Genomic DNA, 13,486 nt, shown 5'->3' with positions numbered 1-13,486 from the left:
GATGCAGCTAGAGGATGAACTGCGGTTCGGGCATTCCCTGTACGCCAGGGTTCAGGGCAAAGACGCCGCCGGCGAGGGAGTGCGGGCTGTGGTCGTCGCGGATCGAGGTGACGAACAAGGTGTCCAGGCGGCTGCCACCGAAGGCGCACATGGTGGGCTTTTTTACCGGTATGGCCAGTGAACGGTCGAGGCGACCGTCGGGGGTAAAGCGGTGGATCAGCCCGGCGTCGTTGGCGCAGATCCAGTAGCAACCTTCAGCATCGACGGCCGCTCCATCGGGGCGGCCGAGGAACTGGTGCATGTCGACAAACAGCCGGCGGTTGGACGGCGTGCCGCTGTCGATGTCGTAGTCGAAGGCCCAGACCTGCTGGATCAGCGGGTGTGAGTCCGAGAGGTACATCGTGCGCCCGTCGGGGCTGAAAGCCAGGCCGTTGGGGGTGATGAAACCGTTGAGTGCGGCGTGAACGGGCTGACCTGTTTCGTAGCGGTACAGTGCGCCGTCGGCGGCATTCGCGCCCATATTCAGCACCATGCTGCCGGCCCAGAACCGGCCCTGGCGATCACAGCGGCCATCGTTCAGGCGCATGTCCGGGCGGGCGTGCTCGACGCTGGCCAACGGCGTGGTGTCGAGGCTGCCATCGCTGTGGGGCGTCAGCTGGAAAAAGCCGGTTTCCATGCCCGCGACCCAATTGCCCGCGCGGGTGCGCGCCATGCAGGCGAGCATCTGCGGGGCTTTCCAGGCATGGACATGGCCGCTGGCGGCACTCCAGCGTTGCAGGCCGCCGTTGGGAATATCCACCCAGTACAGGGCATTTTCCTCAGGCACCCACACCGGGCATTCACCCACTGCGTTGCGGGCGTCGACAATCAGTTCTGCTTGCATGGCCACTCATTCCCTTGGGTTGGTCTGTGGTCAGTCACCGAATGGGCCGGCGGCACAAAACGCGCCGCCCTGGTACACCCTCGCCGGGTCGTCGATGGCGGGCAGCGGCTGGGCTTCCACCTGTTTGCGGAACACTTCGGAGGTGTCTCGCGGGGTGAAACCCAGGTGGGCGGCGAAGCGGTTGTCCCACCAGACGTCGAGGTTATCCGACATGCCGTAGACCACGGTGTGGCCGACATTCGGTGTGTACAGCGCACGCTCGAGCAGTTGGGTCAGGTCGTCGAAGCTCAACCAGGTGTGCATCATCCGGCGGTTTTGCGGTTCCGGGAACGAGGAGCCGATGCGGATGCTGACGGTTTCGATGCCATAGCGATCGAAGTAGAAACTGGCCATGTCCTCGCCGTAGGATTTGGACAGACCGTAGTAACTGTCCGGGCGGCGCGGGGAGTGGGCGTCGAGGGCTTCGTCCTGCTTGTAGAAGCCGATGACGTGGTTGGAGCTGGCGAAGATGACGCGCTTGACCCCATGGCGGCGGGCGGCTTCGTAGATGTGGAAGACCCCGCAGATGTTTGCGCCCAGCACTTCCTCGAACGAGCGCTCCACCGATACGCCGCCGAAATGCAGGATCGCATCGACGCCTTCCACCAATTGGTGCACGGCCTGTTTGTCGGAAAGATCGCAAGGCAGCACTTCTTCGCCGTTGTCAGCGGCTGGGGCCATGTCGGCTATATCCGACAGGCGCAGTACCTTTGCGTAAGGGCGCAGGCGTTCGCGCAAGACTTTGCCCAGGCCACCAGCGGCGCCAGTGAGCAGCAAGCGGTTGAACGGGGTAGGGGCTGTTGTGGTGGTCATGGTGGTCCCGTTATTGTTGTAGGTTGTCGTATGACTAATCCGAAGTATCGTTAGGCTTTCCTACACTTGTCAACGCGCTATTGGTCGAAGTTGATAGAGGGTCATCGCTGTCCTGTGGCGAGGGAGCTTGCTGTGGTGAGGGGGCGAGGGAGCTTGCTCCCGCTGGAGTGCGAAGCGCTCCCAAGATTTTGGGGCCGCTGCGCAGCCCAGCGGGAGCAAGCTCCCTCGCCACAGCAGCTCCCTCACTCCAGCAAGCTCCCTCACCACAAAAGCCTTTCCTGTTGCTTGTAAACCGCTATAACAACGAAATCGGGTAACTGATGAATATCCGGTTTTCATCAAACTCGTTGGTACTGAAATCCCGGCGCATTGTTGCGTTGCGCCAGCGCACATTCAGGTCCCGCAGTGGACCGCTTTGTACCGTGTAGGCCAGTTCCGACTCGCGCCCCCATTCCTTGCCGTTGGTGATCGCCCCGGTGTGCACGTTATCGCCGCTGATATAGCGGTTCATCATGGTCAGGCCGGGAATGCCCAGCACCACGAAGTTGAAGTCGTGCCGCACCTGCCAGGATTTTTCCTTGGCGTTGTCGTAGCTGGCGTTGTAGCTGTCGTTGGCCAGGGTGCCGCCGCTGGTGCCGTTGACCCGCATCCAGGCGCTGTCACCGGTGAGTTTCTGCAGGCCGATATAGAAGCTGTTGCCTTTGTATTTGGCCGAGAGCAGGGCGAACGCGGTTTTGTTGTCGAGGTCGCCCGCAAGGGCCTTGCCGTCTTCCTTGCCGGTGAAGAACCCGAGATTGGCGCCCAGGGTCCAGTCGCCCACGGGCTGGCTGTGTGTCAGGTTGAAATACTGCTGCTGGTAGATGTCGCTGAGTTCGGCGTACCACACGCCCACTTGGGTGCGCTTGTCGTTGAAGGTGTATTCGCCGCCGCCGAAGTTGAAGCGGTCCGAGGTGAATGCGGCTTTGCCGTTGAGAAACATGTCATCCATGCTCGCGTCGTTGCGCGGGCTGTTGCCGCGGAACTGGCCGCCATACAAGGTCAGGCCGGCAATTTCGCTGGAGGTGACCTGGCCGCCACGGAAGGTCTGCGGCAGTGAGCGGCCGTCATCCGAGCGCAGGATCGGCAGCACCGGCATCCATTCGCCGACTTTCAATTCGGTGTTCGACAGTTTGGTTTTCAGCGCCACGCCCAGACGCCCGAAATTGTCGGCGGGGCGGCCATCGCTGCGGGTCGGCAGCAATTGGGTGCCGGAGGTGCCTTTGCCACCGTCGAGCTTTTGCGAATACAGCCCCAGCACGTCCAGGCCGAAACCGACGGTGCCTTGGGTGAAGCCGGACCGGGCATCAAGGATGAAGTTTTGCGTCCACTCCTCGGCCTTGCCCTGGGGATAAGCGGGGTTGGTGAAGTTGCGATTGAAGTAAGCATTGCGCAGGTTAAGCGTGGCTTTGGCGTCGTCGATGAAGCCCTCTGCCGAGGCGGTGACGGGGAGGGCGAAGGCCAGGCTGCTCAAGCCGATGGCGGCAAAACGGGCGGTGCAGGAGAAATGGCGGACGTGTTGGCTCACAGTGACGCTCCGTTGTCTTTTTGTTGTTTTTATTTTTTGTTATACGTTGTCGTACAACATTGGAGGCGATATTTGCGAGGTTTTAGGGGCTTGTCAATCGAAAGTTATACGATGACTCCCCGTGTGAAGGGAGCCACTGGAGGAGGGATTATCCTGCTGCAACCATGGGCGGCAAGGTACCAAGCAGGGAAACGGCGGCCACCGCTGAAATACCTAGTAACCATTCAATCATCACGCTGGCCTTCAACGCAGGTAACCGCTGCTCACAGTTGTGAATCCGCAGGCGGTTCAACAGTGCCAGGGCGAGCATGCCGAATACCAGCAACACCTTGATCAGCAGGATCAGGGCGAACCCGCTGAACAATGGCGTGGGCCAGAACTGCCCGGTGAGCACTCGCACGTTAATCAGGCCGGTCACCAGCAGCCCCGTCACCAGGCCATAACCGATGCCACTGAAGCGCTTGAGGATCGGTTCCAATGGATAGCGGGGCGATTGCCTGAGGATCAACACCAGCATCAGCAATCCGCCCAGCCAGGCACCGACACACACCAGGTGCACCACCTGATTGAGGATCAGCAGTTGCCCGGCCAGGCCATTGAGCATGGCGCCATGGCCCACCGGTGCCAGCGTCGCCAGCAGTAGCGCACAGAGCGGCAGGCGCAACGCCTTCCACGGCGTCATTAAGCCGAGCACCAGCAGTACGTTCAGCACCAGGTGCCAGGTCCAGACCTGGCCGAAGAAGGTTTTACCCAGCACCAAGTGCACCGTCGACAGCTCCAGCGCGCCCAGCCCGACCCCGGCCATGCTCGCGCTGATCAACAGCAACCACGCCACCCCCGACACCAATGCCAGCCACGCCAAGCCTTGGGTGATGCGCGACAGGTGTCGGTCCAGCACCGGTTGCGGCCCTGCTCCCAGCAACCAGGGCCTCAACACACAGGCCCCGAACATCAACAACACCACGATGAAATGCAGGAAGCGGCACAGCACCAGCAGGGTGGCCATGAATTATTGGCCGACCTTGAAGCTGTATTCACCGTTGCTCTTGTGGGTATCCACCGAGACCGCGTTCCACACCACTTTGTAGTTACCGGCGGCCAATGGAGCGGCCGGAGTCACCACCAGAACCTTTTTGTCGGCGTCCGGGGTTTCCAGGCCCTTGATCGCGACTTCGGTGCCGTCCTTGCTCAGGGACACCTTGGTGAACGTCGCTTCAACGCCTTCGGAGAACGTCAGGCGCAGGTCCTTGGGCGCGGCGACGCTGCTGTCGGCGGCAGGCTCCGAGCTTTTCAAGTGGGCGTGGGCAAAGGCGGCCGAGGCGCCCAGCAGGGAGGCGAGCAGGGCGACGGTGGTGAGGGTTTTCTTGATCAACATTGTTCAATACCTTCAGGTGAGAGTCAGTTGTTCGGCAGAGCCGCAAGCACCGGGCCGTCGCACGCGTCTCGCAGTCGAATCGTCATGAAGATGATCCTTCGAGGGGATGGCGATGCTAACCAATCCGCTATCCACGGGGAAGGTGCTTGTACGAAGTTTCACAGTGGCGTGTCGCCGCGGTCTAGAGCGGATGGTAGTCTTGAAGTCATGTTGTTGTCAGGGAGCCCTTATGGGCAATCACAAGATCGGTATTCGTCGGGTCAACGTCGAAAAGATTCTGCTGGCGGCTGAAAAGGTCTTCGCCGAGAAGGGCTATGGCAGCACCGCCATGGCCGACATCGCCGAAGAAGTGCAACTGCCGCGCTCCAACCTGCATTACTACTTCAGCACCAAGAGCGAGCTGTACAGCGCGGTGTTGTTCGACCTGCTGGAAGTGTGGAAGCAGGACGCCTTGTGCTTCGAGATGTTCGACGACCCGCGGGTGGTGCTCAGCAGCTACATCCGCGCCAAGATGCAACATTCCCGCAGCCGGCCCTATGGTTCCAAAGTATGGGCCAACGAAATCATCCACGGCGCACCGACCCTGGGTGAGGCGCTGGACGTGAGCCTGTACGACTGGGCCAAGATGAAGGAAGCGAAGATTCGTCAGTGGGTGGAAGACAAGCGGATCTTGCCGGTGGAACCGTCGAGCCTGCTGTATATGATCTGGGCGTCGACCCAGCACTATGCCGACTTTGATCATCAGGTGAAGATCCTGAATGATCATCAGCCGTTGTCGGATATGCAGTTTGAACGGGCAGTACAGACGGTGACGAGTGTGATCTTGCGGGGGATTGGGTTGGAGCCGTAGATCGTTCCCACGCGGAGCGTGGGAACGATCATCCAGGGCTACACGGCTTCCCGGTAGGGATTCCTCGGATCCTGTGTCCAGTTCAAAAACGGCTTCCCGGTCTCCACCGGCACCATCTCGATACAGTCCGCTACCGGGCAGGTGATCTGGCACAGGTTGCATCCCACGCATTCATCATCGATCACCTCGTACTTATGCGTCCCATCCGCCTGCCTCAAGCTGGCAATCGCCTGGTGTGAGGTGTCCTCGCAAGCAATATGGCAACGCCCACAGCCAATACACGCCTCCTGGTCAATCTTGGCGATCACCTGGTAATTGATATCCAGGTACTTCCAATCCGTCGTATTGCCCACCGCTCGCCCGGAAAATTCCTGCAGGCTGCTGTAGCCCTGGCTGTCCATCCAACGCGACAGCCCGTCCTTCATCTCTTCGACAATCCGAAACCCATGCAGCATTGCTGCCGTGCACACCTGCACCGCGCCGCAGCCCAGCGCAACGAATTCCGCAGCATCGCGCCAGTTGCCAATCCCGCCAATGCCGCAGATCGGCAAACCCTGTGTCTGTGGATCCCGGGCGATCTCCGCCACCATGTTCAACGCAATCGGCTTCACCGCCGAACCGCAGTAGCCACCGTGAGTGCTTTGGGTGCCCACCATCGGCAGGGCGACCATGCGCTCCAGGTCGACACTGGTGATGGAGTTGATGGTGTTGATCAGCGACACAGCATCCGCGCCCCCGCGATACGCCGCTCGCGCTGCCACGCGAATGTCGGTGATGTTTGGCGTGAGCTTGACGATCACCGGCAGCGAGCAATAGGTCTTGCACCAGCGCGTCACCTGTTCCACGTACTCCGGCACCTGGCCCACCGCCGCGCCCATGCCGCGTTCCGGCATGCCGTGGGGGCAGCCGAAGTTCAGCTCGATGCCGTCGCAGCCGGTGGCTTCCACCAGCGGCAGGATGTGTTTCCACGACTCTTCAACACAGGGCACCATCAGCGACACGATCAGTGCGCGGTCCGGCCAGTCCTTTTTCACCTGGGTAATTTCCCGCAGGTTGATCTCCAGTGACCGATCGGTAATCAGCTCGATATTGTTGATGCCGAGCACTTCACGGTTGGCGCCAAAGTGTGCCGAGTAGCGTGATGAGACGTTGACCGCAGCCGGGTCTTCGCCGAGGGTTTTCCAGACCACACCGCCCCAGCCTGCTTCAAAGGCGCGGACCACGTTGTAGGCCTTGTCGGTAGGCGGCGCGGAGGCCAGCCAGAACGGATTGGGGGCTTTGATGCCGGCGAATACAATCGAGAGATCGGCCATTACGCAGCCTCCACTTTCAGCATTAGTTGAGCGTGCATGGCTTCAGCGGCCAGCTTGCCGTGTTGCACGGCCTGGACGGTGAGGTCCTGGCCGAGGCTGACGCAATCACCGCCGGCATACACACCCGGGATGCTGGTGCGCAGCTGTTCGTTGACGAAGATGCGATCGCCCTGGCGTTGCAACTGGTGGGCCAGCGGGTCGTGCAGCGCCGCGTCGTCGAAACCTTGGCCGATGGCCTTGAAAATCGCGTCAGCGGCCAGTTCGAAGGTTTCACTGGTGGCCTGCAGGCGGCCATCGACCATGCGGGTGCGGGCGAAACGCATGCCGCGAACATGGCCCTGATCATCGAGCAACACTTCCTCCGGTTGAGCCCACGTCAACAGGCGTACCTGGTTGGCCTTGGCGATATCTTGCTCGTGGCCGGTGGCGCCCATTTCAGTCAGGCCACGGCGGTACACCAGGTTGACGTCATGGGCACCGAGGCGGGCCATTTGCACGGCCATGTCGATGGCCGTGTTGCCGGCGCCGAGGACAATGCAGCGGTCGGCCAGGGGCAGTTGGCTGAGGTCATCGGCCTGGCGCAGTTCACGGATGTAGTCGGTGGCGGCGAGCAGGCCGGGGGCGTCCTCGTGAGGCAGGCCGAGTTGTTTGCTGGCGGCCAGGCCGAGGCCGAGGAACACCGCATCGAACTGCTGGTGCAGCTCGCTCAAGGTCAGGTTGTCGCCGAGACGCTGGCCGTGACGGATTTCGATGCCGCCAATTTGCAGAAGGAAATCCAGTTCCTTTTGCGCGAAGTCATCCACCAGTTTGTACTTGGCGATCCCGTATTCATTCAGGCCGCCGGCTTTTTCCCGGGCTTCGAAAATCACCACGTCATGGCCGTGCAAGGCGCTGCGATGGGCGCAGGACAACCCTGCAGGCCCGGCGCCGACCACCGCGATGCGCTTGCCGGTGGGCGCGGCGCGCTGGAACGGGTGTTCGCTGAAGTGTGCGTTGTCCACCGCGTACCGCTGCAACAGGCCGATCAGCACCGGGGCGCATTCCTCGGCGTTGTTGCGCACGCAGGCTTGCTGGCAGAGGATTTCTGTCGGGCAGACCCGGGCGCAACTGCCGCCGAGGATATTCGCCGAAAGGATCTTCTGCGCGGCGCCTTGGACGTTTTCGGTGTGGATATTGCGGATGAACGACGGGATATCGATCTCGCTGGGGCACGCGTTAACGCACGGCGCGTCGTAGCAGTAGAGGCAGCGCGACGCTTCCAGTTGGGCTTGCCGAGCATTGAGCGGCGGCGCCAGGTCGGTGAAATGCGCGGCGAGGGCCGCCGCATCTTCATGGGGGTGGGGAAGATGGTTCAGGGTCTGGATCACGGTATTGGCCTCACGGTTTTTGAGGTGCTGCCTCTGGTGGGCAGTGGTTTTTTTGTTGCCTGTACCGGCCTCTTCGCGAGCAAGCCCGCTCCCACATTCGACTGCATTTATCCTGTTGGAATGGGGGCGAATGTGGGAGCGGGCTTGCTCGCGAATGGCGGCCTCAGCGTTTCACAGCAACCGGCCTGGAACGCTCCGCCCGCTTGCTCAACTGCTCAAACACCGACGGATACGCCGGCCGTTCGATGTACCGCCCCGCACCTCGCTCGGCGCGCAAATCCCCATCTGCCCAGACCAGCTTGCCCTGGCTGATGGTGTGGCTCGGCACGCCGCGTACGGTCTTGCCTTCGAAGATGTTGAAGTCGACTTTCTGGTGGTGAGTCTTCGCGGAAATGGTCCGTGTGCCTTGCGGGTTCCACAGCACCAGATCAGCATCGGCCCCCACGCGGATTGCACCTTTGCGCGGGTACAGGTTGAAGATCTTCGCGGTGTTGGTAGAGGTCAGCGCAACGAACTCCTGCATCGACAACCGCCCGGTGTTCACGCCCTCGTCCCACAACAGCGCCATGCGGTCTTCGATACCGGCGGTGCCATTGGGGATCTTGCTGAAGTCATCTCGCCCGGCGGCCTTTTGCTCGGCGCAGAAGCAGCAATGGTCGGTGGCGGTGGTGTGCAGGTTGCCCGATTGCAGGCCATGCCACAGCGCCTCCTGATGCCCGCGCGGGCGGAAGGGCGGGCTCATCACGTAGCCGGCGGCGGTCTGCCAGTCGGGGTGTTGATACACGCTGTCGTCCAGCAGCAGATGCCCTGCCAACACTTCGCCGTATACCGGCTGGCCTTTGCTACGGGCATAGGTGATTTCATCCAGCGCTTCCTGGGTGGACACGTGCACCAGGTACAGCGGCGTACCGATGGTTTCGGCAATCCGGATCGCCCGACTGGCCGCTTCGCCTTCCACCTGCGAAGGCCGCGACAGCGGGTGCGCCTCAGGCCCGGTAATGCCCTGGGCCATCAGCTTGCGTTGCAAGTGGTACACCAGTTCGCCGTTTTCGGCATGCACCGTCGGCACCGCGCCCAGTTCCAGGCAGCGTTCGAAGCTCGCCACCAGGGTGTCGTCAGCGGCCATGATTGCGTTTTTGTACGCCATGAAATGCTTGAAGCTGTTGATGCCGTGATGGCTGACCAGCTCGGCCATTTCCTCGCGGACCTGCTCGCTCCACCAGGTAATGGCGACGTGAAAACCGTAGTCGGAAGCCGACTTCTCGGCCCAGCCGCGCCACTGGTGGAAGGCTTCCAACAGGGATTGCTGCGGGTTGGGAATCACGAAGTCGATGATCGACGTGGTGCCGCCCGCTAACCCGGCAGCCGTGCCACTGAAAAAGTCTTCACTGGCCACGGTGCCCATGAAGGGCAATTGCATATGGGTATGGGGATCGATGCCGCCGGGCATCAGGTATTGACCGCTGCCATCGAGTATCTCGGTGCCAGCGGGAATATCCAGATCAGTGCCAATGGCGCGAATTAGACCGTCTGCGCATAAAACATCGGCTCGATAACTTTCATCATGGGTAATAACGGTAGCGCCACGGATCAACAGCGACATGTCGAGTTCCTCACAGGCTTGACCGGCTTGTGCCAGTTCTAAGTGTTGTAATGCATCGCGCCGCTGGAGAATTAATTCCTGTCAGCGGTGACAGGAATAGAAACTAGCCCGAGTTTTTCGAATGAGCAAGGATATTTTTCATAAGCTTATATTCGTATTAACTGATTGATTTTAAAAGATAAAAAATCAAAATCACCAAAATGTAGCGGCCTCTCACCATTTTGACGCACTTGACAGGTTCCCAATATGAGCAACATTTCTTATTGCAAATCAGACGCTTGAGACATGCCTCTTGACGGGGCCGGTAAATAAAAATAATTGTGTTGCACCAGATTGAGTCCTGATGGTTCGGACAACTTCTGCGTTATTTGGCCTGAGTAACGCTGAAAGTAACGAGGGGCTCTTCGGTCGAGACAATAAAGCTGATAAACATCAGCGAGTTATATAAGCGGTGCGGGAAGGGCAACGGTTTACGGCACGGTTATTGAGTGCGGTGGCGGTTGGCCGGGTCCCGGATGTCATGTTGTCAACGAGGTACTCCGGCCATCCCGTGCACGTCACGGGGTGAGCAAAAATAATTCGAAAAAACCGTGGAGCGGCCATGCAACAGAACAGATCGCAAGTCATTGAGCGCAACGGCCTGTACGAACTCGACGCCGGCCCCGACGTCCTCGACAGCCCCCGCTACAACCACGATATGGCACCGACCAAGGTGCACGAGCGTACCTGGAACAAGTGGCACATCACCGCGCTGTGGATCGGCATGTCGGTGTGCGTGCCGACCTACACCCTGGGTGGCGTGCTCACCGCGTACTTCGGGTTGTCGGTGGGCGAGGCGCTGATGGCGATCCTGCTGGCCAATATCGTGGTGCTGATTCCGCTGACCCTCAACGCCTTCCCCGGTACCAAGTACGGTATTCCGTTCCCGGTGTTGCTGCGCTCGTCCTTCGGCGTACTTGGCTCCAACGTGCCGTGCCTGATTCGCGCCCTGGTGGCGTGCGGCTGGTTCGGCATCCAGACGATGTTTGGCGGGTTGGCGATTCACCTGTTCCTGGGCTCGATTTTCGAGGGTTGGAAGTCCCTCGGCGGCACCGGTGAAGTGATCGGCTTCATGATCTTCTGGACGCTGAACCTGTGGGTGGTATTGCGCGGCGCCGAGTCGATCAAATGGCTGGAAACCCTGTCTGCTCCGCTGCTGGTAGCGGTGGGAATCGGGCTGCTGGTGTGGGCGCTGCCGAATGTCTCGCTGACCGAGTTGATGGCGATCCCGCCCAAGCGTCCCGAAGGCGCGAGCCTCACCGGCTACTTCATGGCAGGCCTGACGGCGATGGTGGGTTTCTGGGCCACCTTGTCGTTGAACATCCCCGACTTCAGCCGCTACGCCAAGAGCCAGAAAGACCAGATACTCGGGCAGATTTTCGGCCTGCCGCTGACCATGTTCCTGTTCGCCGCCCTCGGCGTGATCATGACCGCTGCCTCGGTGAAACTGGTGGGCGTCAGCGTCTCCGACCCGGTGACCCTGATCGGCCATATCCAGAGCCCGGTGTGGGTAGCCGTGGCCATGGCGCTGATCATCATCGCCACCTTGTCCACCAACACCGCGGCGAACATCGTGTCGCCCACCAACGACTTCCAGAACATCGCGCCCAAGCTGATCAACCGCACCACGGCGGTGGTCCTTACCGGCTTGGTGGGCCTGGCGCTGATGGCCCATGAACTGCTGAAAAAGCTCGGGCTGATCATCTCCGACGTGAGCCTGGAAACCGTCTACTCCAACTGGCTGCTGGGTTACTCAAGCCTGCTGGGGCCGATTGCCGGGATCATGGTGGTGGACTATTTCATCATCAAGAAACAGCAACTGGACCTTGCCGGCTTGTACCGCGATGACGTGTACCCGGCGTGGAACTGGCATGGCTTCCTGGCGTTTGGCGTGCCGGTGGTACTGACGCTGTTGTCCCTGGGCAGCGACGCGTTCAGTTGGTTCTACAGCTATGGCTGGTTCACCGGTTCGGCACTCGGCGGGTTGCTGTATTACGCCCTGTGCATGAAGCGCGGGGCTCGCGTGGTCGCCGTGAAAACACCGCTCTAATCGATGTGCAATGCGATCAAATGTGGGAGCGGGCTTGCTCGCGAAGGCGGTGGTTCAGCTAACACATCTGGCGACTGACACACCGTATTCGCGAGCAAGCCCGCTCCCACATTTTTGATCGCAGTCCGCCAGTGAGAGCCTGGTCAAATTCATAAGAATTACTGTCTGAGGAGATCCCCATGAACGCTGCCATAGACGTTCTGCAATCCACCCATCAGCACATCAACCGCGATCGCCTGTGGCTGTCCCTGATGGAACTCGCCAAGCTCGGCGCCACCCCCAAGGGCGGCGTCTGCCGCCTGGCCCTGACCGACCTCGATCGCCAGGCCCGCGACCTGTTTGTGAAGTGGTGCGAGGAGGCGGGCTGTACCGTGACCATCGATGGCGTCGGCAATATCTTCGCCCGCCGGCCGGGGCGCAATCCCAAGTTGCCGCCGGTGATGACCGGCAGCCATATCGACACCCAACCCACCGGCGGCAAGTTTGATGGTTGTTTTGGGGTGTTGGCGGGAGTGGAAGTGCTGCGAACCCTCAATGACCTGAAAGTGGAAACCGAAGCGCCGCTGGAAGTGGTGGTGTGGACCAACGAAGAAGGCTCGCGCTTTCCGCCATGCATGATGGGGTCCGGGGTGTTTGCCGAGAAATTCACCCTGGCCGATACGCTGGCCAAGACGGATGCCGACGGCGTGACCGTGGGCGATGCGCTGAATGCTATTGGTTATGCCGGTACGCGGCCAGTGAGCGGGCACAAGGTCGGCGCATATTTCGAAGCGCATATCGAACAAGGCCCGATTCTTGAGGATGAAAAGAAAACCATCGGCGTAGTGCTGGGCGCCCTTGGCCAGAAATGGTTCGACCTGAAATTACGCGGTGTCGAGGCGCACGCCGGCCCAACGCCCATGCACCTGCGTAAAGACGCATTGGTAGGCGCTGCTGCTGTGGTCGCCGCCGTCAATGCGGCTGCGTTGGGTCATCAGCCTCACGCCTGTGGCACCGTCGGTTGCCTGCAAGCTTATCCCGGTTCACGCAACGTCATTCCTGGCGAAGTGCGCATGACCCTGGATTTCCGTCATCTGGAACCGGCACGACTGGATTCGATGATCGCCCAGGTGCGCAAGGTAATCGACGAGACCTGCGCCAAGCACGGCCTCACGTTCGAGATGACACCCACCGCTGACTTCCCGCCGCTGTACTTCGACAAAGGCTGCGTGGATGCCGTGCGTGATGCGGCCAATGGGTTGGGGTTGTCGAACATGGACATTGTGAGCGGGGCAGGGCATGACGCAATTTTCGTCGCAGAGCTGGGGCCGGCGGGGATGATCTTTGTGCCATGTGAAGGTGGCATCAGCCATAACGAAATCGAGAACGCCGCGCCGGATGATCTGGCGGCGGGCTGTGCGGTGTTGCTGAGGGCGATGGTGGCGGCGTCGGTGGCGATTGCCAGCGGCAAACTGGCTGCATAAATCACGGCCCTAGAAACCTACTGTAGGAGCGAGCTTGCTCGCGAAAAACCTGAGGGCGCCGCGTACATCAAGGCTGTACGCGTAATCGTTGACGTTTTTCGCGAGCAAGCTCGCTCCTACAGTTATA

General features: G+C 60.6%; 11 protein-coding genes and 1 pseudogene. 3 read left to right on the top strand and 9 right to left on the bottom strand.

Annotation, left to right across the window (positions count from 1 at the left end; translation table 11 throughout):
* Positions 1-7: 7 nt before the first annotated feature.
* From AU074_RS07950 to copC, 5 genes are all read right to left on the bottom strand, one after another.
* Positions 8-883, bottom strand: a complete 876-nt coding sequence (locus AU074_RS07950; protein ID WP_076014256.1) for an SMP-30/gluconolactonase/LRE family protein — start codon at positions 881-883, stop codon at positions 8-10.
* 30 nt (positions 884-913) lie between these two features.
* The gene (locus AU074_RS07945) at positions 914-1,735 is read right to left on the bottom strand and encodes an NAD(P)-dependent oxidoreductase (protein WP_076014255.1); all 822 of its coding nucleotides are present in this window, start codon (positions 1,733-1,735) and stop codon (positions 914-916) included.
* Positions 1,736-2,030: 295 nt separating this feature from the next.
* Positions 2,031-3,299, bottom strand: a complete 1,269-nt coding sequence (locus tag AU074_RS07940) for an OprD family porin (protein ID WP_076014254.1) — start codon at positions 3,297-3,299, stop codon at positions 2,031-2,033.
* Positions 3,300-3,447: 148 nt separating this feature from the next.
* Positions 3,448-4,305 (bottom strand): copper homeostasis membrane protein CopD, encoded by an 858-nt coding sequence (gene copD, locus AU074_RS07935; protein ID WP_076014253.1) that lies wholly within the window; start codon positions 4,303-4,305, stop codon positions 3,448-3,450.
* A 3-nt stretch (positions 4,306-4,308) separates the two neighbouring features.
* Complete coding sequence (gene copC / locus AU074_RS07930; protein ID WP_076014252.1) at positions 4,309-4,674, bottom strand: copper homeostasis periplasmic binding protein CopC; 366 nt, start codon at positions 4,672-4,674, stop codon at positions 4,309-4,311.
* 229 nt (positions 4,675-4,903) lie between these two features.
* On the opposite strand from copC, the gene AU074_RS07925 reads away from it, so the two are divergent.
* Positions 4,904-5,524 (top strand): TetR/AcrR family transcriptional regulator, encoded by a 621-nt coding sequence (locus tag AU074_RS07925; RefSeq protein WP_003207828.1) that lies wholly within the window; start codon positions 4,904-4,906, stop codon positions 5,522-5,524.
* 38 nt (positions 5,525-5,562) lie between these two features.
* On the opposite strand, the gene preA is transcribed toward AU074_RS07925, so the two are convergent.
* The 3 genes from preA to hydA form a co-directional block, all read right to left on the bottom strand.
* Positions 5,563-6,837 carry an NAD-dependent dihydropyrimidine dehydrogenase subunit PreA gene (gene preA / locus AU074_RS07920; RefSeq protein WP_076014251.1) on the bottom strand — a complete coding sequence of 425 codons (1,275 nt, stop codon included), beginning with the start codon at positions 6,835-6,837 and terminating at the stop codon, positions 5,563-5,565.
* A complete protein-coding gene (locus AU074_RS07915) occupies positions 6,837-8,204 on the bottom strand; it encodes an NAD(P)-dependent oxidoreductase (RefSeq protein ID WP_076014250.1) in 1,368 nt (455 codons plus the stop codon). Before AU074_RS07915 ends, preA begins: the two co-directional genes overlap by 1 nt.
* 163 nt (positions 8,205-8,367) lie before the next feature.
* Positions 8,368-9,807, bottom strand: coding sequence for a dihydropyrimidinase (gene hydA, locus AU074_RS07910; RefSeq protein WP_076014249.1), 1,440 nt, complete (start codon positions 9,805-9,807; stop codon positions 8,368-8,370).
* Between the two features lie 601 nt (positions 9,808-10,408).
* Here hydA and AU074_RS07905 point away from each other — a divergent pair.
* Both AU074_RS07905 and AU074_RS07900 read left to right on the top strand, forming a co-directional pair.
* Entirely contained in the window at positions 10,409-11,896 is a 1,488-nt protein-coding gene (locus AU074_RS07905; protein WP_076014248.1) for an NCS1 family nucleobase:cation symporter-1, read from the top strand.
* 179 nt (positions 11,897-12,075) lie between these two features.
* Complete coding sequence (locus AU074_RS07900; RefSeq protein ID WP_076014247.1) at positions 12,076-13,359, top strand: Zn-dependent hydrolase; 1,284 nt, start codon at positions 12,076-12,078, stop codon at positions 13,357-13,359.
* Positions 13,360-13,377: 18 nt separating this feature from the next.
* On the opposite strand, the pseudogene AU074_RS34425 reads toward AU074_RS07900, so the two are convergent.
* Positions 13,378-13,467 (bottom strand): annotated as a pseudogene (locus AU074_RS34425) (outer membrane lipoprotein carrier protein LolA); the annotation flags it as partial.
* Positions 13,468-13,486 lie beyond the last annotated feature (19 nt).

This window comes from Pseudomonas sp. ATCC PTA-122608, from assembly GCF_001952855.1.
GTDB lineage: Bacteria > Pseudomonadota > Gammaproteobacteria > Pseudomonadales > Pseudomonadaceae > Aquipseudomonas.
Note: the sequence above shows the minus strand (reverse complement) of the source record. Positions and strands in the feature narration are given on the sequence as shown.